Origin of the sequence: Metabacillus litoralis (assembly GCF_020524045.1) — a bacterium.
GTDB lineage: Bacteria > Bacillota > Bacilli > Bacillales > Bacillaceae > Metabacillus > Metabacillus litoralis_C.
In genome coordinates, this window is sequence record NZ_JAIVKL010000007.1 from 197900 (window position 1) to 221479 (window position 23580).

20 protein-coding genes are annotated in these 23580 nt (G+C 33.6%); 16 read left to right on the top strand and 4 right to left on the bottom strand.

The genetic code is table 11. The features are described 5' to 3' along the window. The first annotated feature begins 141 nt into the window (after window positions 1-141). The 5 genes from adhP to LC076_RS13035 all read left to right on the top strand — a co-directional run bounded on the left by adhP (window position 142) and on the right by LC076_RS13035 (window position 5339). The gene (gene adhP / locus LC076_RS13015) at window positions 142-1158 is read left to right on the top strand and encodes an alcohol dehydrogenase AdhP (protein WP_226669528.1); all 1017 of its coding nucleotides are present in this window, start codon (window positions 142-144) and stop codon (window positions 1156-1158) included. 381 nt (window positions 1159-1539) lie between these two features. Further along, window positions 1540-2181 carry a hypothetical protein gene (locus LC076_RS13020; RefSeq protein WP_226669529.1) on the top strand — a complete coding sequence of 214 codons (642 nt, stop codon included), beginning with the start codon at window positions 1540-1542 and terminating at the stop codon, window positions 2179-2181. Between the two features lie 8 nt (window positions 2182-2189). Then, the gene (locus tag LC076_RS13025; protein WP_226669592.1) at window positions 2190-2846 is read left to right on the top strand and encodes a response regulator; all 657 of its coding nucleotides are present in this window, start codon (window positions 2190-2192) and stop codon (window positions 2844-2846) included. After that, the gene (locus tag LC076_RS13030; protein ID WP_226669530.1) at window positions 2836-4230 is read left to right on the top strand and encodes a PAS domain-containing protein; all 1395 of its coding nucleotides are present in this window, start codon (window positions 2836-2838) and stop codon (window positions 4228-4230) included. Before LC076_RS13025 ends, LC076_RS13030 begins: the two co-directional genes overlap by 11 nt. A 389-nt stretch (window positions 4231-4619) precedes the next feature. Continuing rightward, on the top strand, window positions 4620-5339 hold the full coding sequence (locus LC076_RS13035; protein ID WP_226669531.1) for a Crp/Fnr family transcriptional regulator: 720 nt from the start codon (window positions 4620-4622) through the stop codon (window positions 5337-5339). Window positions 5340-5839: 500 nt separating this feature from the next. Here the strand turns inward: LC076_RS13035 and LC076_RS13040 are convergent, their stop codons facing one another. From LC076_RS13040 to LC076_RS13050, 3 genes are read right to left on the bottom strand one after another with little or no spacing between them, the layout of a single operon-like run. After that, window positions 5840-7498 (bottom strand): b(o/a)3-type cytochrome-c oxidase subunit 1, encoded by a 1659-nt coding sequence (locus LC076_RS13040; protein ID WP_226669532.1) that lies wholly within the window; start codon window positions 7496-7498, stop codon window positions 5840-5842. Further along, window positions 7498-7968: a cytochrome c oxidase subunit II gene (locus LC076_RS13045; protein WP_226669533.1), complete on the bottom strand. Its 471-nt coding sequence runs from the start codon at window positions 7966-7968 to the stop codon at window positions 7498-7500. The genes LC076_RS13040 and LC076_RS13045 overlap by 1 nt, the downstream gene beginning before the upstream one ends. Window positions 7969-7987: 19 nt before the next feature. Further along, window positions 7988-8113 (bottom strand): cytochrome C oxidase subunit II, encoded by a 126-nt coding sequence (locus LC076_RS13050; RefSeq protein ID WP_226669534.1) that lies wholly within the window; start codon window positions 8111-8113, stop codon window positions 7988-7990. Window positions 8114-8224: 111 nt separating this feature from the next. Here LC076_RS13050 and LC076_RS13055 point away from each other — a divergent pair, with 111 nt between their 5' ends. Then, the gene (locus LC076_RS13055; RefSeq protein ID WP_226669535.1) at window positions 8225-8716 is read left to right on the top strand and encodes a cupin domain-containing protein; all 492 of its coding nucleotides are present in this window, start codon (window positions 8225-8227) and stop codon (window positions 8714-8716) included. Between the two features lie 786 nt (window positions 8717-9502). Here LC076_RS13055 and LC076_RS13060 read toward each other — a convergent pair. Then, window positions 9503-9820 (bottom strand): winged helix-turn-helix transcriptional regulator, encoded by a 318-nt coding sequence (locus LC076_RS13060; RefSeq protein WP_226669536.1) that lies wholly within the window; start codon window positions 9818-9820, stop codon window positions 9503-9505. A 259-nt stretch (window positions 9821-10079) separates the two neighbouring features. On the opposite strand from LC076_RS13060, the gene LC076_RS13065 reads away from it, so the two are divergent. The 10 genes from LC076_RS13065 (at window position 10080) to LC076_RS13110 (ending at window position 23440) form a co-directional block, all read left to right on the top strand. Then, complete coding sequence (locus LC076_RS13065; protein ID WP_226669537.1) at window positions 10080-11027, top strand: aldo/keto reductase family protein; 948 nt, start codon at window positions 10080-10082, stop codon at window positions 11025-11027. Window positions 11028-11039: 12 nt separating this feature from the next. Beyond that, window positions 11040-11891 carry an NAD-dependent epimerase/dehydratase family protein gene (locus LC076_RS13070; protein WP_226669538.1) on the top strand — a complete coding sequence of 284 codons (852 nt, stop codon included), beginning with the start codon at window positions 11040-11042 and terminating at the stop codon, window positions 11889-11891. 299 nt (window positions 11892-12190) lie between these two features. After that, on the top strand, window positions 12191-13081 hold the full coding sequence (locus tag LC076_RS13075; RefSeq protein ID WP_226669539.1) for a 50S ribosomal protein L11 methyltransferase: 891 nt from the start codon (window positions 12191-12193) through the stop codon (window positions 13079-13081). 195 nt (window positions 13082-13276) lie between these two features. After that, entirely contained in the window at window positions 13277-13771 is a 495-nt protein-coding gene (locus LC076_RS13080; RefSeq protein ID WP_226669540.1) for a COG2426 family protein, read from the top strand. 82 nt (window positions 13772-13853) lie between these two features. After that, window positions 13854-14783, top strand: coding sequence for a manganese-dependent inorganic pyrophosphatase (locus tag LC076_RS13085; protein ID WP_226669541.1), 930 nt, complete (start codon window positions 13854-13856; stop codon window positions 14781-14783). Window positions 14784-15195: 412 nt separating this feature from the next. Then, complete coding sequence (locus LC076_RS13090) at window positions 15196-16038, top strand: sugar phosphate isomerase/epimerase family protein (protein WP_226669542.1); 843 nt, start codon at window positions 15196-15198, stop codon at window positions 16036-16038. A gap of 205 nt (window positions 16039-16243) precedes the next feature. Then, complete coding sequence (locus LC076_RS13095) at window positions 16244-17128, top strand: GNAT family N-acetyltransferase (RefSeq protein WP_226669543.1); 885 nt, start codon at window positions 16244-16246, stop codon at window positions 17126-17128. Between the two features lie 234 nt (window positions 17129-17362). Then, on the top strand, window positions 17363-18964 hold the full coding sequence (locus LC076_RS13100) for a histidine kinase N-terminal 7TM domain-containing protein (protein WP_226669544.1): 1602 nt from the start codon (window positions 17363-17365) through the stop codon (window positions 18962-18964). 372 nt (window positions 18965-19336) lie between these two features. After that, window positions 19337-19903, top strand: coding sequence for a TetR/AcrR family transcriptional regulator (locus LC076_RS13105; protein WP_226669545.1), 567 nt, complete (start codon window positions 19337-19339; stop codon window positions 19901-19903). A gap of 444 nt (window positions 19904-20347) precedes the next feature. Next, window positions 20348-23440 carry an efflux RND transporter permease subunit gene (locus tag LC076_RS13110; protein ID WP_226669546.1) on the top strand — a complete coding sequence of 1031 codons (3093 nt, stop codon included), beginning with the start codon at window positions 20348-20350 and terminating at the stop codon, window positions 23438-23440. Window positions 23441-23580 lie beyond the last annotated feature (140 nt).

Below are 23580 nucleotides of genomic sequence, written 5' to 3' on the forward strand. Positions count from 1 at the left end.
CTTTCAATAGCCAATAATTTTTATTGAATTTGTTATATTTTTCTCATTGTGAGGTTTATCACATCATAATTAGCTTTTCCCTATTAATCTATAGATAAGAAAACTTTGTTTCACTGAAAATATGACTTAGGGGGAAGTAAAATGAAAGCAGCTGTTGTGAAAGAGTTTAAAAAATCATTAGTTGTTCAAGAAATAGAAAAGCCACAAATAGGATACGGAGAAGTTCTTGTCAAAATGAAAGCTTGTGGGGTATGTCATACAGACTTACATGCAGCACACGGAGATTGGCCAGTAAAACCGAAGCTTCCATTAGTTCCAGGTCATGAAGGAGTAGGAATTGTAACAGAAGTAGGAGAAGGTATTACACATGTAAAAATTGGTGATCGTGTTGGTGTGCCTTGGTTGTATTCAGCTTGTGGTCAATGTGAATATTGTTTAAGTGGTAAAGAAACCCTGTGTGAATCACAGCAAAACTCAGGCTACTCTGTTGACGGGGGGTATGCTGAATACTGTAAAGCAGATGCAAATTACATTGTGAAAATTCCTGATCAATTAACATATGAAGAAGCAGCACCCATTTTTTGTGCTGGTGTAACAACATATAAAGCGTTAAAGGTTTCTGGTGTTAAACCTGGGGAATGGGTTGCAATCTATGGAGTTGGTGGTCTTGGGCATGTTGCTGTTCAATATGCAAAAGCAATGGGAATGAATGTAGTAGCTGTTGATTTAGGAGAGGTGAAACTTCAATTAGCTAAGGAATTAGGTGCAGATTTAATTGTTAATCCTAATGAAGAAGATCCAGACCAATTTATTAAATCACATATTCAGGGTGTGCACGGGGCAGTTGTAACAGCTGTATCTAAGCCTGCATTTCAAGCAGCATTTCAATCTGTTCGAAGAGGAGGTACTTGTGTACTTGTCGGATTACCTCCAGAGGAAATGCCGATTCCAATTTTTGATACTGTATTAGGTGGTATTAGTATTATTGGTTCAATTGTTGGTACTAGAAAGGATCTTCAAGAAGCACTTGAGTTCGCTGCAACAGGAAAAGTTAAAACAATCATTGAAGTCCAGCCTCTAGAGAAGATTAATGAAGTTTTTGATCGTATGATAAACGGAGATATTAACGGTCGTATTGTTTTGAGTTTAGAAGATTAAGAATAAATTAACATTTGATAACTTACCATTGAATTTCATTTAGTGGTAAGTTAGCTATTTTTAGTAATAACTATTCAATACCTTTTGAACATGTTTTTAAAATAGTAAAATAGCGTATTTTCTTCAGCTGTCCTATCACAAAATGACTCCAATACTTTTTTCCAATGGGCTCTGTTAAACTTTGTTGTTGATTTCCGTTACAGGCATTCGCTTTCCGCGGGCGGTCCGGGAGCCTCCTCGGCGCAAGCGCCTGTGGGGTCTCCCTTTGACACGCTCCTCCCGCAGGAGTCTCATGCCTTTCACTCCAATCAACAAAGTGCTAAAAATCAACATTAAGCTTTAACATTGCCTTCCAATGAATAATCAACAAAGGTGGATCACATGAATAGCCAAATCAAACAAGAACAAGTAATAACCCATATTATTGAAGAGTATGAAAATGAGTTGAAAGAAATTTCAATGTATCTCCATGAAGAAATTGCTCAAAATTTATATGCGGTTTTTAATCATTTGCAATTTCTACAACAGCATATGGATAAGGTAGATAGAATGACAATAAATAACATGATAAAATTAACAAAGAAAACAATCGAAGATACGAGGCAACTATCAACGCAAATTCATCCATTCTTTCATAAAGGACTTGATGGTGCATTAGCCACATTTATTGCTGATACTAGAAAAAATGAACGAATTGAAATAAAGTATGTAAATGATAACGAATCAAAAAGGATACCGTTATTTACAGAATTAATGATCTATCGAATCGTAAAGGACATCATTACAACTTATAATGATCATTGTAGAGTTCAAAAGATACTTGTTGAAACAATATGGGGGAAAGAACTCCACATAAAAATAGATATAGAAGAAATTGAAAAAACAACAATAAATAAAGATGGATTTTCTTTGTTATATCAAGGGGTTGAGCAAAGAATCATGCTATTAGATGGAAGAGTTGATATGATAAATTTAAGTGAAACGCAAACAGTCATAAATCTTATTATTCCGAATGTGAGGTGAAAGAGTTGATAACATCAATATTACTAGTTGATGATCATGCAGTTGTTCGAACTGGGTTAAAAATGTTATTAAATGATTTAAACGATATGGAAGTAGTCGGTGAAGCCTCTGAAGGAGAAGAAGCAATAAAGAAGGTAGAAGAGCTTCAGCCGAAAGTTGTATTAATGGACCTTAGCATGCCACATGGAAAAGACGGACTATCAGCGACAGTTGAAATAAAAAAACGATGGCCAGAGGTTCAAATTTTAATTTTAACCATGCATGATGATGAGGAATATCTATTTCGTGTTATTCAAGCGGGAGCATCAGGCTGCATTTTAAAAAGTGCTCTTCATCATGAACTCATTCATGCGATTTCGGTTGTTGCAGAAGGCTCAGCTTATTTGTATCCTACTGCAACAAAGAAATTAATGGAAGACTATTTAGAGCGTATGAAAAGTGGAAAAGATGCTGACACATATTCTTTACTATCAGATCGTGAAAAAGAAGTATTAACTTTAATAGCTAAAGGTTTTTCAAATAAAGAAATAGGCGAGAAACTTGTTATCAGTGTGAAAACAGTTGAAAATCATAAATCAAATATTATGGAAAAATTAAAATTAAAAACAAGGCCAGAGCTTGTTGAGTATGCGTTAAAAAAGGGATTATTAGGTTATGGAATATAGCAAGCCGATCAATACGTCTATAGAAAGGGAACATAACTTACAGATGGTGAAAAAAGAGAATAATCCACTGATTATTGTTAATGAAAATGGAAAGATTGAATCATTAAACAAAGCTGCTGAAAAGCTACTTGGATATCAATCAATTGAAATTAAAAACAAAGAAGTATCCTCTATTTTTACTCATATAAATAGTAAAGAATTAATGAATTCAATAGAAAAAGTGATTGAAACAAATGTAAGCCTAGAAAATAAAAAACAAAGATCTGTGAAAATCTACACCGAGTTAGTTGAAATAATTGGTCAATCACTTTTCTTTATTTCCATAGAAGAAAAAATTGATCATGAGCAATATTTTCAAAAAATAGAAAGTGAGCTACAAGAATCTTTATCTGAACTGATTGATTTGAAATTCGCCTTAGACGAATCATCGATTGTCGCTATTACAAATTCAAAGGGTATTATTACATATGTTAATGAAACGTTTTGTACGATTTCTAAATATACAAATGAGGAATTAATCGGCAATAGTCACAAAATTATCAATTCTGGTTACCATTCTAAGGAGTTTTTCAGAGATATATGGAAAACAATATCATCTGGTAAGGTATGGAAGGGTGAAATAAGAAATAAAGCGAAAGATGATACTTATTACTGGGTAGATACAACGATTGTTCCGTTTTTAGATAAGAAGGGTAAACCATATCAATATTTAGCTATTCGAAATGAGGTTACCGCTCGTAAACGAGCAGAAGAAGAATTGCAAAGAATGATGTCAAAGTTAATCGGTATCCAGGAAGAAGAAAGAAAGAATATTTCTAGAGAACTGCATGATGGGATTGGTCAAAACCTATACAGTCTTCTTATCATGATCAATCGCTTAAGAACAAATTCATCTCCTGAAATAATTGAACAGTTAGAAATGGAGATTTCTACAATTATAGAAGAAATTAGACAAATTTCTTGGCAGTTAAGACCGTCTATTCTCGATGATCTAGGGTTAGTTCCTGCCATACGTTCATTTGTAAACAAGTTTTCTGAGCATTATGGTTTTAAGACAAATTTCACCTATAAATTACAAAAACGACTTCCAACTGAAGTTGAAACTAGTATATACAGAATTATTCAAGAAGCTATGACAAACATAAGGAAGTACGCAGAAACCAAAGAGATTTTCCTATCATTATCTGAAGAAGAAGACTATTTACTTGTACAAATTGTAGATGATGGAATCGGCTTTGATCCAACTATCAAAAGAAACGGTGTAGGGCTATTTAGTATGGAAGAAAGAGCCCGTTCAATAAGGGCGAAAATCGATATTCAATCAAAAATAAATGAGGGAACAACAATAGTAGTAAAAGTTCCTTTTCATAAGGCTCTTTTCTGAACGATTGTTGCTTTGTAACCAAAATTTGAGGGAAAATAGTGTTTTTCACTATAAGTGTACTATATTATGAAGAAAAGATATCATAGACTTAATACAGTGATGATTGGTTCGGGTATTTAAAAGCAACAAAGTTTGAGAAAACAGCTTTTCATAATTATGAAGAAGAGCATCAGATCTAAAATCTGGTTGCTCTTTTTTATATGCAAAGTAATTTCGAGTACTAACATAACAAGTAAAACGACTAGGATGAAATGCCACAATTTCATGCTTTTATACATAATAGGGGATATTCCCTAAAGAAATAAGGGAATTCCCTGATAACAATTTTTGTATTTATTTTCTACAATGAAGATAAGATAAAAATTTATGATTTTGGGATGTGGATGAAAATGCCAACAACTATAAACCGAAAAACAAATCAAAAGGTAGCAAATACTAATATTTTTTCAATAGATAGCATGAACTCTTTAAGAAATAAAATGAAAAAAATTACTGTAAAGAACGAGGATCATTTATATTATGAGGGAGATAAGGTTGATAAGCTTTATTATTTAATTGAGGGAACCATTACTTTATATAAAAGTACAGAAGATGGAAAAGTATTAACATTAAATTATTATGAAGCTGATGATCTGTTTGGTGAGTATCATGCAAACGAGCGTGGAGCTATGGAGAATGCCAAAGCACAGGGTGATTCAGTGATCGGTATCATAGATAAAGAGGATATTGAGATGCTGATTTGGCAAAATCGTCAATTTTCTTTAGAATTTACAAAATGGATTAGCTTCACACAACAGCTTACACAAACAAAGCTTCGTGATTTAATGTTTTTTGGAAAGAATGGAGCACTTGCATCAGTAATTATTCGAATGACTAATACGTATGGTGTTCAAAAGGGTGATGTGTGGGAAATTTCAAAGAAATTCACACATGATGAAATTGCTTGTTTAATAGGTACACCAAGAGAAACGGTCACACGTATGCTGAATCAATTAAAAAAAGACGGACTTATTGATAATCAAAAAGGTTTTATAACGGTTTATGATCTTCAGGGTCTTCGTCAAATCTGTCGTTGTGAATCTTGTCCATTACAGGTTTGTCGACTTTAAAGAATAGACATAAAGATTGATTCTATAATAGAAGGACTTAGATTTGTGTGTAAACTTTGTTGCTTTATAACAAATATTGTGATGGTTGATTTTCGCTACAGGTTGCTCGCTTTCCGCGGGGCGTGCGGTGAGCTTCCTCGGCGCAAGCGCCTGTGGGATCTCACCTGTCCCGCTGCTCCCGCAGGAGTCTCGCACCTTCCGCTAAAATCAACTATAAATAGTTTTGCTCATTAAGTATATTCATCCTAGGAAATGTCATGCACTTAAAAGCGCTGTTGAATTCATAATCAACAGCGCTTTTTTAAGTGTATTCCTTTATGTTTTTTAAAGAGAACTACATGTAATATAGGTTATATGCAGTTTAACAATATTTAGTGTAAAGTCTAAATAAATAAATTTTTGATTAATCTTCATTCGTGGTAAAATCAACAACCATTGCCGTTAAAACAGTTGTGACAAGCAGTAAAACACAAACTACTGAAAACATATCAATCATCTCCCTACCATGTTTTAAATCCAGAAGAACCAGGAGGTGCATGTTCAATCATTTGAATCAATGGAATCGTATAGGCAATAGCAATTAAAGCAATAGCAATACCTATCCAAATCCACCAATTTTCCAAGAATTTAGGTGTACCAGTACTATCACTTTCTGCCATAGGGAATTCAACTTGTTCTTCTATTGAATTTGCTTTAGGTGCTGCAAATAATGTATAAAACACAATATAAATTAAAATCATGGCAGATAAGAAGAGAATTGTTCCTCCAATGGCCATTGTTACATGATTGGAAAGAATTCCTTGAAACCACTCTAAAGCATTAGGATCATCCATATAACCTGCATAAGCTGTTCGTCTCGGTGCACCAAGTAATCCTAAGATATGTTGAGATGTACTCATGAGTAGCATCCCTATCGACCAAGTGATTACTTGAATAAAAGCAAGCTTTTGAATCGCTTTTGTTAATTTTCTTCCCGTTAAATAAGGAATCAGCCAAAATGTTAGTCCCATAAATGTCATGGCAACGGGAGTACCAACAGTTATATGAAAATGTCCAACGACCCATAATGTATTATGAATCACTTCATTTAATTGAAAACTAGCGTTTATAATTCCTCCAGCCCCACCTGGAATAAAGAAGAACATCGCAATAAATAAAGAAGTAAATCGAATATCCTTCCAAGGTAATTTAAAGAACCATCCAAATAATCCTGTAGCTCCTTTATCTCTACCTGTTTTTTCAAATGTTCCAAACATAGAGAATGCAGTCATTAAAGAAGGGATAATAACCATAAAAGTTAAAATGGTTTGTAGGAATTTCCAAAAGCTTGATATTCCAGGCTCTGTTAACTGATGGTGAAATCCTACAGGAATTGAAAATAAAATAAACAACACAAACGATAATCGAGCTAAGGAATCACTAAATACTTTTCCACCAATGATTTTTGGTACAATCACATACCATGCAATATACGCCGGTAATAGCCAGAAATAAACAAGTGGATGACCAAAATACCAGAACAAAGAGCGACTTAGCTCAACATTAATTGTATCAACCCAACCAAATGCCCACGGAATAAACTGGAATAATACAGTAGCAACTACTCCTAAACAAGCAATAATCCAAAGAATAAGTGTTGCGATTGTCATAAAAGCAAATAGTGGACTTAATTGTCCTTTATTTTGCTTTTTCCATTTTACATAATGACCGATTAAAGCAAAGCTATATATCCATGTACCTACGACAAAAAGAGCTAACCCAACATAATACCATCCACTTGCTTGAAGTGGAGCATAAAATGTATAAAGAACTGATGCTCTACCTGCAATGATTTCAACAATGGCGAGTAATGTTCCCGCAGTTGTAACAATAAAACCGATCCACGAAAATAAATGAACTTTAGGTCCAAATGAACCAAGTGAATAACTCATACCAGTAATGAGAAAACCAAATATAAAATAAGTAGTAAAAATAAGTGCCAGTAATACACCGTGTGCTGTTAGAATTTGATAGTAATCAAGCCATGGTGGTAATGTTAGTGCATCATTACGTATAAAAACTTGAAGTAAACCACAAAACGTACCAATCAAAAATGCAATATAAGCAAAAATAATATTTGTTAACGCTAATCTTTTGTCTGCCAAACTAATTTGTTTCATTACTCAACCACCTCTATCGTTGTCTTCATAAAATGATGACCAGATCCACAATATTCGTTACAGATTACTAAATACTCTCCAGGTTTATCGAAGGTATGCTCTTTTGTATTGATTTGACCAGGCACAACCATCATATTTACATTTGTGTTAATGATTGAAAAACTGTGAGTCACATCTGTACTAGTAACCTTAAAGATTATTTTCTTTCCCGCAGGTACCTTTATTTCAGGTGGTTCATAGCCAAAAGCTTTTGCAACAATAATCACTTCATACGTATCATCATTGATTTTATGAACTCCAGGATTATCAAATGGTGCAGTTTGCTCAACTTTCTCAGGATCGATAGTCTCCAAGCCTCCAGATGGCTGATGATTAAATGCAAAAGCAGTTACACCAATAATGCTTAAAAATAATATTAATGATAAAATTCCAAAACCTAACCAAATTTTTTCAAACTTATGAAAATGCATCTTAAAATGCCCCCCTTAATTAACGTGTAATATAAAAGAAATAAACACTAAACCACATGACCAAGATTAATAATCCGATAGAAAACACACTAATCAATGTACCTTTAAGCTCGTTATTGTCTTCACCTTTAAATTTTTTGCTCACTGAGATCCCCCCACGTTTTACTTTCGTTAATGTAAGGGTAAAGGAATTTTATAAAAATAGATGTGATAAATCTCACGAATTGATATGGAAAGATAAGAGGAGGAAAAAAACATGTCTGTAGAAAGTAAATCGTTGTTCCTTAAAAAAGGAGAAAAAATTCCAAATAACGAAAAATTGCCAGTTGTTATTTATCAACAAGTTAATAGTAAGGATATCGAAAAGTTATTTCATAAACATAATTGGTTGAACAGTTGGACAAATGGAGTTTACAGCTATCATCATTTTCATAGTAATACTCATGAGGTACTATGTGTGGTAGCGGGTGAAGCAGTCATTTTACTTGGAGGAGAAACAGGGGAGAGCATTGATGTTTCTTCTGGAGACGTACTTGTCTTACCTGCAGGAACGGGTCATAAAAAGGTGTCATCTTCAAGTGATTTTAAAGTTGTAGGAGCCTATCCGTCTGGGATGGAACCAGACTTAAAGAAAGAGGATGTACAATGTGAAAAGTATAGGGTAGATATTAATTCGGTACCATTACCGAACCAAGATCCTATATTTGGGTCTCATGGTCCTTTGATAGAATACTGGAATATAAAATGAGGATGGGACAAAAGTATTTTAACAAAATAGAAACAAAACAAGGATTGTAGGTGTAGTTACGTCACTCCTGAGATATACTTCGCTTTCCGCGGGAAGCTGGCAAGCCTCTTCGTGTTAAACACTGTGGAGACTTGCCCTTGCTTTTTATTCCGCATTAGGTGATCATGTCCTTTAGCGGCTCTATGACGACCATTTACTAAAGCTTTCCTGACTTGCACTTGCTTTTGGGCATCATCCGGTCGATGACGGACATTTCACATGGGTTCACACTTGCTGTTGGGCTTCATCCGGTCGATGACGGACATTTCACATGGTTTTGCACTTGCTTAAGTCCATCATTCAGTCGATGACGGACATTTCACAAGGGCTTGCAGTTGCTTAAGTCCGTCATCCGGTCGATGACGGACATTTCACATGGTTTTGCACTTGTTTAAGTTCTTCATCCGGTCGATGACGGACATTTCACAAGGGTTTGCACTTGTTTAAGTCCTTCATCCGGTCGATGACGGACATTTCACATGGTTTTGCACTTGTTTAAGTCCTTCATCCGGTCGATGACGGACATTTCACATGGGCTAGCACTGGATTATGTCCTTCATCCGGTCGATGACGGACATTTCACAAGGGTTTGCACTTGCTTATGTCCTTCATTGGTCTTCTGTCAAGAAAGTGGACATTTCACATGGGCTTGCATTCTCAAAGCTTCGTGCCTCTTAACTTGTAAAAATACTTTGTCTATAAAAATATGAACTTCATTTATGAAGTTCACTTTTTTATAAATCACATTTACCCCCATTGCGATCCCCATTTTTTCATTTCTTTTAACATCATATGAAGTGAATGGCCTTTTTCTGTTAATGTATATTCAACAGTAACAGGTACTGTCGCAAAGGACTGCCTAGTTAGTACGTCATTGCTTTCCAAATGACGAAGTGTATCAGTTAATGCTTTAGGACTAATCTTTGGGATCGCTTTTTGTAATTCACCGAATCTTCTTGTTCCGTCAAAAAGCTGTTTGATCACAAGAAAAGACCATTTTCCACCTATGATATTTAGGGCTTTTTCAATAGAACATTCAATATGTACCTCATTTATTTTCTCCATAGTATCCTCCTTATAGTTACTATAAAATATATAGTAGATTACTTAATTTTTATTATATCAATAATATTTCAGTACTTGTATAGACAAATTTAAATATCTATAATTTATAAATGTAAACGATATCATTAATGAAGGTATTTAGAGTCATCGTAAGGAATTTTTTAAAATAAGGAAATATGCGATTAGTTTTCAAGCGAGATGAAAATTACTTACTATCAGGTATTCCGTAACAAAATTTTATAAAATGGAGATGTTAAGGATGAAATATAGACGTTTAGGAAGATCAGGATTAAAAGTGAGTGAAGTGAGTTTAGGAAGCTGGCTTACATATGGGGCTTCGACAGAAAAGGAAAAAGCAATTAAAACAATTGAAACAGCTTATGATTTAGGAATTAACTCATTTGATACAGCAAACGTTTATGCAACTGGAGAGTCAGAAAAAGTAGTTGGAGAAGCACTTGCGAAGTATAGTCGCGATTCTTATGTGTTAGCAACTAAGGTTTATTGGCCAATGGGGGAAGGACCAAATGACAAAGGCCTTTCAAGAAAGCATGTATTTGAGCAGCTTCATAGTAGTTTAAAACGTTTAAATACTGATTATGTCGACATCTACTATTGCCACCGTTATGATACGGAAACACCAGTAGAAGAAACATTAAGGACAATTGACGATCTTATTCGACAAGGGAAAATTTTGTATGCTGGTGTTAGTGAATGGACAGCACAACAAATCCAAGAAGCAGTTGGAACAGCGGATAAATATTTATTGAATCGAATTGTTGTGAATCAACCAAACTATAATATGTTTCACCGTTATATTGAAGAAGAAGTTGTTCCAGTCAGTGAGCAGCATGGTATTGGTCAAATAGTGTTTTCTCCTTTAGCACAAGGTGTTTTAACTGGAAAATATAGTTTGAGCAATCGAGCTCCAGAGGGAAGCCGTGCGACGGATCCTAATTCCAACATGTATATGAATCAATTTTTAACTGACGAAACTCTTGCAAAAGTGGAGAAATTAGGAGGAATAGCAAAAGAATTAGATATTAGCTTATCTCAATTAGCGATTGCCTGGATTCTACGTCTCCCGAATATTGCAAGTACATTAGTGGGAGCGACTAGACCAGAGCAAATTATTGAAAATGCTAAAGGCTCTGATGTTATTTTAACAAACGATATCATTACACAAATTGAAGAAATTTTAAAATAAGGTGTGAAAATTATGAAAAAAGTCGTTGTAACTGGTGGAAGTGGCCTTCTTGGTCACTCTGTGATAAAGGAATTTCAGGATAGCGGATATGAAGTATTAAATGCAGATATCAAACATCCAGAGGATCCAATTTGTAAAACGGTCATTACAGATTTACAAAACTTAGGTGAAGTGTATGGAGTATTAGCTGGTGCTGATGCAGTTGTTCATCTTGCAGCCATCCCTGTAGCTTATTCACATCCTAATGAGGTAACTTTCCAAAATAATGTCATATCTACATATAATATATTAGAAGCAGCTGGAACTCTTGGGATCAAAAAAGCGGTTATATCATCTAGTGAGTCATCTTATGGTTTGGTCTTTGCTCTTAAAGAGCTATTGCCTCACTATGCTCCACTTGATGAAGATCACCCACAATTACCAGAGGACAGTTACGGCTTATCGAAAATTGTGAACGAACAAACAGCTGATATGATTCATCGTCGAACAGGGATGCAAGTTGTTTCCATGAGATTAGGTAATATCATTGCTCCTCATATGTATGATAACTTCCCTCAATTCATTAATGATCCAGAGCAGAGAAAGGTTATTATGTGGAGTTATATCGATGCAAGAGATGCAGCAGTTGCCTATCGCTTAGCTGTTGAAACAGATGGACTAGGTTCGATTGCATTAAATATTGCAGCTGATGAAACAAGCATGAATATTAAAAGTAAAAGCTTGATGGAAACAGTTTATCCTGCTGTAGAAATTCGTAAACCACTAGAAGGATATGAAACACTGTTTTCTAATGAAAAAGCAAAGAAAGTATTAAATTGGCAGCCACAACATAGATGGAGAGATTATGTGAAGGTTGAGAAATAATTATTGATCATGAGGACCTAGTGAATCACTGGGTCCTTTTAGTACGTGGGTAAGCTTAATTTTCTTGAACAAAACTGTGTGAAAAACCAACAACTAGTTATAATAGAACAAAAACAATTTGCTATCTCAATTCATTTCATATTAAACTGTGAAAGGGTAATAGAGGCTGTGCTTTTTACATAGAGCTATTTTCATTAAACTTTTTAACGTTGTAAACAAAGTATATAAAATCTAGTGGTATCTCAACGCATAATTGATTTATGCAAAAAAAGAGCACTACATAAAGAGAGGGAATTACCATGTTACATGAATTTTTAATAAATGTACCATTTAAAGAGATTGAGGAAGTGACTGATCTCCTGAATGCAGCAGGCATTTATAATTTATATTATGAGTCACCTATCGAAATCATTAAGGTTCAAAATGGTTATGGTTATGAAGAAAGGCAAGATCAGCAAGTTGAATTTAAAATATATGCTAGTGATTTAGAAGTTGAAAATCTTCCTGATGCGTATTTTCCTCTTTTAGAATCAACTTTGTCGATATCAAGAGACAGTATTACACATACAGCACATGAAGAAACAGATTGGGAGCAAACCTATGATTTTCAAGATATTGACTTAGGAAATAATTGGGTTATTCAGTATCCTTCTTCTAGTGAGATATATGAGAATAAGAATGTGTTAAAATTTGATCCATTAGCAGCCTTTGGAACAGGTCTTCATGAGACAACTCAAGGGTGTTTACGAATGATTGTAGATAAAGATTTTAAAGGTCAAACTGTACTTGATTTAGGGACAGGATCTGGCATGTTAGCAATTGCTGCTTCATTAAAAGGTGCCAATAAGGTTGTAGCAGTTGATTATGAAGATGTAGCAAGAGAACTTTATCATAATGCGAAATTAAACGAGTTAGAAAATGACTTGCAAGTAGTACAAGCTGATTTAATTACTGGAGATTATACCATTAGTGAAAAATACGATTATATCTTTATAAATATCGGTGCAAATGAAACGATGAGCATTCTAAAAAAGCATACATTATTAAACAATAGCAATGAATTTATTATTTCAGGTCTTGTTGAATGGCATATTGATCAGTTAATAGAAATGTTTCAAATAGATGGTTTCTCAATTAAAGAGAAACAGCAAACAAATGAATGGGTAACAATTCATTTTACAAAAGCATAATGATCAGATAGTGATCGTCTAAATGCTCTGTTAAACAATGTGGTTAAAATAGTATGGAAGTATACTAATTACAACTACTTTTAACAGAGCGTTTTTTCAGATAATCAAATAGAGGAACTAGTATACATGCCTTTTCATATTTAACATAATCGTTTAAAATGTAGTTGGTGAATATTGGATAAGTTGAGGTGCATTGTGAAAGAGAAATTAGAGGAATTTATTGTTGAAAGTTTAGGATTTTTACCAGCTGAAATCATTGTTATTATCGTCTCTGCATTACCAATTTTAGAGCTTAGAGGTGGTCTGCCTTTAGCATATCTCCATTATGATTTTTCTCTATTAAAATCTTCAATATTAAGTATTCTTGGGAATATATTACCGATTATTCCTATATTAATCTTGTTTCAGCCTCTTAGTAAATGGCTTCGAAGATTTAACTGGTATAGGAAAATGTATGATTGGCTTTATAATCGCACAATGAAAAAGAGCGGTAGTGTAGAAAAATTTGGTGCAATCGGATTAATGCTTTTCACTGCATTACCATTACCAACAACAGGGGCTTATAGTGCCTGTGTTGCTGCAATTATTTTTGGTATTCGTTTTCGATATGCATTTCTATCAATTACAGCAGGAGTATTGATTGCTGCCTTAATTGTAAGTCTAGGTCTTGCTTCGTTTTCCTTATTTTAAGTTGGTTTTTTCGGTATTTTCTTAATTTATAAATTAAAATTATGATATGATAGACTATATTTCATTTATAAAGGAGATAGTTATGGAAAAAGTACTTGTTTTTGGTCATAAAAATCCTGATACAGATACAATCTGTTCTGCGATTGCCTATGCTGAATTAAAAAATAAAATTGGTCAGAATGCTGAACCTATTCGTTTAGGTGAGGTAAGCGGTGAGACTCAGTTCGCACTTGATTACTTTAAGAAAGATGCACCACGTCTTGTGGAAAAAGTAGCGAGTGAAGCTAGCAGTGTAATTTTGGTAGATCATAATGAACGCCAACAAAGTGCTGACGATATTGCTGAAGTACGTGTACTTGAAGTAATTGATCATCATCGAATTGCAAATTTTGAAACAAGTGATCCTTTATATTATCGAGCTGAACCAGTTGGTTGTACTGCAACAATCTTAAACAAAATGTATAAAGAAAATGGAGTGCAAATTGAAAAAGAAACAGCTGGTTTAATGCTATCAGCGATCATTTCTGATTCACTATTATTCAAATCTCCAACATGTACTCAAGAAGATATTGATGCAGCTAAAGAATTGGCTGAAATTGCTGGTGTTGATGCACAGGTTTATGGTTTAGATATGCTTAAAGCTGGAGCTGACCTAAGCGATAAATCAGTAGAACAATTAATTTCACTTGATGCAAAAGAATTCCAAATGGGATCTAGTAAAGTAGAAATTGCACAAGTAAATGCAGTTGACACAAATGATGTGCTTAAACATAAAGCTGAAATTGAAGCAACATTATCTAAAGTTGTAGAAGATAAACAATTAGATTTATTTTTATTTGTAATTACAGATATCTTAACAAACGATTCTGTTGCTGTAGCGATTGGTGATGCAACAGCTAAAGTTGAACAAGCGTTCAATGTATCACTTGATAACAATGAAGCTGTACTTAAAGGTGTCGTATCACGTAAAAAACAAATTGTTCCTGTATTAACAGAAGCATTTGCAAAATAATAACTTAATTCAAGAGCCACAATCCTTTCTTTTTAAGGGCTGTGGCTCTTTCCTTTTTCAAACTATGTAACTTCTTCGTTGATATTTTTTCCAAAATGTGGGCTTTTCAAAAATGAAGTTTATTGACAACATCTTAAAAGCGTTTTATATTGTTGTTGAGGTTATCGGTAACTTAATATAAATAGACCGAAATGATAGCGTTGTCAAAATTCAATGAAGAATGAGAAGGTCTAATTTAGAGGGACTGGTCAATTGACTAATGAATTTCAACATTGTTTCTTGAAATTTCGAATGGACTTAATGTGGTGAACCAACAAAACGGATGATTAGACTTTATACAGTACTGTGGCCTTTGTGTTTTACTAGCAAAAAGAAGGTTTTTTTTAATGGTACTGTCAATTATTCAGAAGGAGTGAAGAAGTTGCGATTAGCAGGACCTGTATTTATTGAAGAAATGAATCCAGAAAGTTGGATTGAAGCGGTTAAGAAAGAAGGTTATCGTGCAGCAGTGTGTCCAATAGATCACACAGCATCTCATGATGAAATTGAACGCTACAGAATGATTGCTGATAAAAATGACATCATGATTGCGGAGGTAGGGGCATGGAGTAACCCAATTAGTTCGAATAAAGAAGAACGAAAAGCAGCGCTGGATTATTGTAAAAAGCAACTAGATCTTGCTGAGAAAATTGGTGCAAAATGCTGTGTGAATATTGCTGGTTCAAGGGGACTTCAATGGGATGGACCACATCATGATAATTTTTCTGATGAGACGTTTTCTATGATCGTGGATTCTGTCCGTGAAATTATTGATGAGGTAAATCCTACTCGTACACATTTTACACTCGAAACTTTACCATGGATTTTTCCTGATTCAGCAGATTCATATTTGTCTCTTATTAAGGCAATTGATCGAAAAGGTCTTGCTGTGCATTTAGATCCGGTGAATATGATCAGCAATCCAAGGTTATTTTTTCATAACGGAGAAATGATAAGAGATGCATTTAAAAAACTGGGACCTTTTATTAAATGCTGTCACGCAAAGGATATAACGATGTCAAATGAATTTATGGTTCATTTAGACGAAGTACGTCCAGGAAAAGGATCCTTAAATTATCAAGTATTATTAACTGAATTAAACAGACTTGATATAGACACTCCTATTATTTTAGAACATTTACCTTCTCAGGAAGAGTATCGATTAGCTGCAGCATACGTAAGAGAGAAGGCAGCTGAATTGAACATATCACTATAAATTTTAAAGAGGCTGGGGCACCACTTAGTAATTAACAAAAATACCGAACAAAGTAATAGCTCAGTGGAGTATAAGGAGCGAAGTAACTGCATCTACAACCATTGTTCGGTTTCTATTTTGTTAAAAAATTTTTGTCCCAACCTCTCTTTTCTTTTCATTATAAATCAGATATTCTATTGAAAAAGGTGAAACTAGGAGAATCAATATGACTAATTTACTATTCTTAAAAGGCTATCAAAACGACCAAAAATTTCGAGACAGTTTTAATGAATTAGCACAATCGACTTTTGGGATTAACTTTGAAAGATGGTATGTAGAAGGTTTTTGGACAAATCGATATGTTCCTTATTCTTTTTTTTATCATGGCAAAGTAATAGCAAATGCGTCAATAAATAAAATTGATTTAGTTATGAATGGTGAGTTGAAAAAGGCTATCCAAATTGGCACTGTAATGACACACCCTGATTATCGAAATCAAGGGTTGTCCAGAGATTTACTGAATAAAATTTTAGAAGAATACAAATCAGATGTTGATTTGTTTTATTTATACGCAAATGAAAGTGTGTTAAACTTTTACCCTAAATTTGGGTTTGAAAAGGTAGAAGAACAGTTGTTTTCAATTAAGTTTCAAGCAAATATTACTTCAAGGAAAACAAGTATAAAAAAATTAGATGGTAATAATACAACAGACATTTTATTTATCTATGAATTTGCTAAAAAGAAGAAACTACATTCTTTACGATTTTCAACAGTAAACACAGAAGAACTGATCATGTTCTATGCAATGTATGTTTTTCCAAACAACATCATTTATTTAGATCATGTTAAAAGTATTGTGTTTTATGAAATGGAAGGAAGTATATTGCATCTCTATGATGTGATTAGTCTTCAAAACGTAAATATAGCAGACATACTAGAAATAATAGGAAATGAAAAGACATTGGAAGTGATTTTTTACTTTACTCCAAATGAAATAACGAGTGATTATAACAGTCGAACGTTTATTGGAAATGAGACGTTGTTTATGAAAAAACAGAAAAATATTCAAATACCCGACAAGTTTAAACATCCTATCTTGTCCCAAGCATAGAAGAATTAACGTTTAAATTAGCATATTGTAACTAGAAAATTATCTCCATCTTAGCTCTTTATATGGTAACATTTAACTAGGAAGTTTTAACAATAGGTTATTCGTGCTTCGAAAATAACTTATATTTGCTCTTTTTTCCTCAGTGTAGTCCTATTACTCTCTAAAATAAGACAAAACATAAAATACCAAAACCACTTAGAAAGAGCCAAACAAATAACAATGGAGTTCGTGATTATGCCTTCAGATATCTTTATTTATATTGTATTAATGTCTGTTGCTGGTGTATTAAATATTTTTATAGGTATTTATGCATATGTTAAACGCACAAGCTTTTTAGGTAGCAAGACATTTATTTTCATATCGTTATTTTCTGCTATATATACATTTGGACATGCATTTGAATTATCGAGTCAATCGTTAGAAATGATTGTTCTTTGGACATATTTTCAATATGTAGGTCTGCCTTATATCGCCCCATTAAGTTTGATTTTAGTTATACAATATATTGGAAAAGATAGATATTTAACAACGAGAAATCGTATGATGATTTTTTTCATACCTTTTATCACAACCATGCTGGTCTTAACAAATCATCTTCACCATCAATTTTATCAAACCGTTTATTTAAGAGATGATGTTACTCCGATGATTGATTTTGTTATAGGACCTTGGTATATCGTGCATGGTAGTTATACATTTGCTTCGTTGTTAGCAGGTGGAATTCTTTTGTTACATTATTGGAAACAAACAAAAGCAGCATACTGGAAGCAAATTTTTGTCTTACTTCTTGGTTTGTACCTACCTATGATTTCATCATTTCTTTACCTTTTAGGATACACTCCATATGGTATGGATCCAGTTCCTATTGTCATGAGTGTGACATCATTTTTGTATATATGGGCATTTTTGTCGACGAATATTCTTGAGTTAGCACCAATTGCTAGAGGACTTATTTTTGATAGTATGAGAGACGGTGTATTAGTTTTAGATCCTAATCTACGAATTGTTGACTTTAATGATGCAGCAAAAAGAATCATAGGAAATAAATTAAATGATCAAGCAATAGGAAAAAACATTCATTCTTTATGGAAAGAAAATGAACTAAATGATTTCTTATTTCCTTCAATTGAACATTTAAATAATAAAGAAGAATTTGAGCTTGAGTGGACAGGTTTACATTCGTATTATCAAATTCGTTCTACACCAGTTAAGAAAAAAAAGGGATTTATTGTTGGAAGTACGATTGTTATTGCTGATATTACAGAGCAAAAACTTCTTTATCAAAAGTTAGAGCTGCTTGCTTACACAGATGGATTAACAGGTATTTTGAACCGTAAAACGTTTATTGAAAGAAGTGAAAGCATTATTAAGCAAATGTATGAAAAAGGGCATTCAACTTCAATCATTATCTTTGATATCGATCATTTTAAAGCAATTAATGATCAACATGGTCATCGAATGGGTGATGAAGCAATCTGTCATGTTGTATCAATATGTAAGACATTTTTGCAACCTAATGATCTTTTTGGACGTTATGGTGGTGAAGAATTTGTATTGTGCTTACCTTCAACAACACTAAATGAAGCTAGTGAATATGCTGAAGCGATAAGAAGAAGTATAGAAAACACACCATTTGAAGTAGAAAATAAAAAAATATCAATTACAGCTAGCTTTGGTGTTACACAGGCTAGTGAAGCGATCATGATGGAAGAAATATTAAGTTATGCAGACAAAGCATTATACAAATCAAAGCATAATGGGCGAAACACAGTTCATCTTGCTGAAGCTAACAGAATATTTCATGTGACAGATGAATTGTCTACAACTTTATCATAAAGGCTGTTTTCGCAAACTTTGTTGCTTTTAAATAACCGAAGCAATCAGCACTGTATTAAGTCTAGTGGCATCTTTTCTTCCTAAATTAGTACCCTTATAGTGAAAGAACACTGTTTTCACTCCGAATCTTGGTTACATAGCAACAATCGTTCAGAAAAGAGCCATCATAAAAGAAGAGCCGAGCCATTCATTAAGGAGAGAACTTAATTGGGTGGCTATTTTTTTCGGATGATTGTTGTTATATCAAATATAAAAACAACAAATATTAAGGAAACAACATAGTGAAAAAGCACATTAAGATTTGACGTAAGAAAAAATCAGTTCTATATTTACATTAATAAAGAATAAATTGCTTAGAAGAGGAGGATTGAATTGACAAGAGGAGAAGATCAAAAAGCGAAAATTATAGATGCTGCACAGCAAATCTTCGGTAAAAAAGGCTATTATGATACAAAGATGCTTGAAATTGCTGAACTTGCTGGAGTATCGAAAGGAACAATTTATTTATATTTCTCTTCTAAAGATGAACTATATATTGAAACCCATGATCGAGGATTTCGTCAATATCTTGTGATGCTTGAAAATGAAGTTAATAAATTTACCACCTTTAAAGAAAAGTTAATATGTATCGCTGAAAAACAATTAGCTGTTTTTTATAACGACAGACATACGCCTAATAAGTACTTACAAGCTTATAATAATGATCCGAAAATGATTCAATGTCTTCATAACTTTCTAGATAACTACCACAAATATGTTGTTTCTGTTATGAAAGAAGAAAACATCGAAAATCCATCAGAACATGCAAAGGCATTTGTAGGTATATTAGAAAATTATAAACGTGATATTTTTTTTAATAAAGATTATGATTATTCTATGTTACTACAAACGGTTTTATTTGTTGTTGATTTATTTATACATGGTTGTAAAAAAGAATAGTTGAGGGTATTCCTCATGCTTTAATAGTACCCGTTGGTCATTCTGTTGTTGAAGTAACTTTACGTATAAAAGGTTTTTATGTGGTGATATAGTACCCGTTGGTCAGTTTGGTGTGGTATGGTCAATGAAGTGAGGAATGTGTCGTAAATTGTCTAATCGCTGATAAATTCGGAAAATCGCTGATAAATCTCTATAATCGCCGATAAATCTGGAAAATCGCTGATAAATCCAGAAAATCGAAGATAAATCTCCGTTGCATCCTGTGGAAACAATTTAGTAAGTCCAAGAACACTAGTAGAGATAGGTAATAAGAAGATTTATTTAACCTTTAGTGATACATTATGTAAAAATATAGCCTTTTTTATACTGAATTTCACAAAAAAAAGCAATTTCTGCAGCATTCAAAAGTCAGAATGTAGGCAAAAGAAATGGAGGGAATAATAGATGTTTGATTTGTTTATAAAAAAACCGAAAGTTACATTAACGTTCTTGGTGTTATTGATCATTGTTGGTGGATTAACAGCATTCCAACTATCTAAACGAGAAATCCCTGAAATCTCTGTAAATGTGGGAACAGTTACGACAATTTATCCAGGAGCAGTTCCTGAAGTAGTTGAAAGGTCGATTACAAATCCTTTAGAAGAAGAACTTGAATCTATTAAAGGAATTGAGAAATTAACTTCTGTGTCTGGAGCTGGTATTTCAAATATTGTTCTTGAAATCGCTGATAATCAAGATAGAGAAAAAGTATTTTCCGAAGTACGACAAGTTGTCTCAGATACAAGCAAAACATTCCCCGAGAATGCACTGAATGCAACAGTGAATTCAGATATTCAAACAGGTGCATTATCTTCATATCATTTGTTAAGTGATAATAGAGAATTATTGCAAAATCAAAGAGATCTTATGATGTCTTGGAAAAAAGAAATAGAAAACATTGATGGAGTACGTAAGGTAGCATTTAAGGGAATTAGTGAAGATGAATATCTTCTCACGCTTGAACAAGAAAAGATGAAAGAGTATGGAATTATTTTTCCAGACGTTATCAATGCAATAAATAACGAAGTTGAGATTACACCTCTTGGTAGTCAAGAAATCGATCGTGAAAAGAAGCAGCTTTCTCTAGAACATATAGAAAACATTGAACAAATTGAGGATGTTTTTGTTAAACGGGTGACTAACGGTGATGAAGTCTTTATTGGTGATATTGCAGAATTACAATTGGTACCAAAAGAAAAACCAAGCATTGTTAATTACAACGATACACCAGCTATTTCAGTGACAATTTTGCAGGAAAAAGGAGTAGATATTCCTTCACTTCATAATAAAGTTGATGAGAAAATTAAAGAGTTAGGGAAAGATTTACCGAATGACATTACCTTGGATATGTATTATACACAAGATACAATTGTAGGAAAGATTTTTAAAGATTTAGGAACATCTTTTTTAATTTCTATTTTAGTTGTTGTTCTTGTTACATTATTGGGATTAAATTTAAATTCAGCTTTATTAGTGGCAATTGCTATACCATCTTCAATTGCATTAGGACTTATTCCTCTACCATATATGGGAGTGGATTTAAATCAAATTTCGATCATTGGTATGATCATTGCACTTGGTATCCTTGTTGATGATGCGATTGTTATTAATGATAACATCCGTAGAAGATATGTTTTAGGTGATAGTCCTTTACAAGGCGCATTACAAGGAGCAAAGGAAGTTAGGGTATCTATTATTACATCAACTTTAGCTATTGTTTTTACATTTCTTCCATTGACATTTATAGGTGGTTCTAGTGGTGCGTTTATCAGAGCATTACCGTCTGTCTTGATTACTACTATTATTGGATCAACAATTATTGCACTAACAATTGTTCCTATATTCTTAGTTTGGAGACAGAAAGCCTTTGAAAAGAAATCAAAAGGAATAGGACAACAAAAAGATGGTCTCTTAGGAAAGCCTTTAGAGTCATTAGCTAAATGGTATAGTCATAAAATATTGAAGAAAATTGTGAAATTTCCAATGAGAACTGGTTTGATTGTCTTACTATTTTGTACGCTAGTTTATGGATTGGTTCCATTTATTCCAGTTGTCTTTTTCCCAAGTGCTGATCGCGAAGAAGTCACAGTAACTGTGACTTTGCCACCAGAAGAAACAATGGAAAAGACAGAAGAATATTTAGAAGACATGCGTTCTTATTTAGAAGAAAATGACCAGAATATTTATGAAGTAACAATGTTTGCTGGTACAAGTGAACCTGGTTTATTTGGAAGTGTTGTCTCAAATCCAGGTGAAAATATAGGGCAATTGGTACTTAGGGTGGACCGAGAATCTCAAACAGCATCAGAAACGATTGATAAGTGGCAGGATAAATTAAGAGATACCTATTCTGAAGCGGTCATATCAATGTCAACGATTGAAGCAGGTCCTCCTGTTGGAGCACCGATTGCTATAACCGTTACAGGAGATAAATTAGACGAATTGATGGGTGTTGTAAATAAGATAAAAGGAGATATCGGTAATCTAGAAGGCAGTGGTGCAGTTCTTGATGATGTCGGGAAACCACGCCCAACGATTATGTATAATCCAATCAGAGAAGAACTTCAAAAACATGCAATTACTGCAAGTGAAATAAGTCAGCAAATCCGATTGATAACCGATGGTGTTCCAATGGGATCTTATGACAATGGTGTAACAAGTCGTGATTTTACAATTAAGTTAGATGGTGTGGAAGAAGGCGAGAGCATTGATTTAGAAGAAATACAGCTACCTTCTAAAACAGCTACCCAGCAAGGGCCACCATTGCTTGTTCCATTATCAGATCTTGTTAGTGTGGATGAAGGAGAAGAAATTCAATCTATTCCACATATTAATGGAGAAAGAACAGTGACAATACGCACATATCCTAAAGATGAGCAAAAAACTCAAGTGGAATCTGAGATTGAAAAAATTGCAGATACCTATGAATCTGATTCAATTTCGGTTTCTGTTGGGGGAGAATCATCTGCACGTTCAGATTTCTTTGTTGAAGTCGGAAAACTATTTATTATTGTGGTTTTCTTAATCTATATTTTAATGGTTGTTCAGTTTAACTCACTAAGAATTCCGCTATTAATTATGAGTTCAGTTTATTTAGCCATTTCAGGTGCCTTAATTGGACTGTTTATCACTCAAACTGGTTTAGGATTTATGGCGATGATGGGCATTGTATCATTAGCAGGAATTGTTGTTCGGAATGCTACAGTATTTATTGAATTTATGGAGCAACGAGTTCAAGAAGGTGCTAGTTTAGTAGAAGCTGTTGTAGAATCTGGGCAAGCGAGATTACGACCAGTTATTTTAACAGCTGTCACATCTATGGGAGCATTACTTCCTATCGCACTTAGCGGTGACGTGTTATTTACGCCTCTAGCTATCTCGATTATTTCTGGTATCTTTTTCTCAACAATATTCACATTACTATTTGTACCAGCTTTCTATATTATTATAAAAAGAAAAAAAGTGAATAGTCATGAAAAAGCACAAGTACTAAAATAGACAAAGCTATGGTATTGATAATAAATAGTAGAGCTAAATAAAAAGAGGTTGGGACATAAGTATTTAAGCTAATGATAAACCCGAATTATTAGGTGATCTGTCAATTAAACATCACCCTAATAGTTCGGGTTTTTATTTGC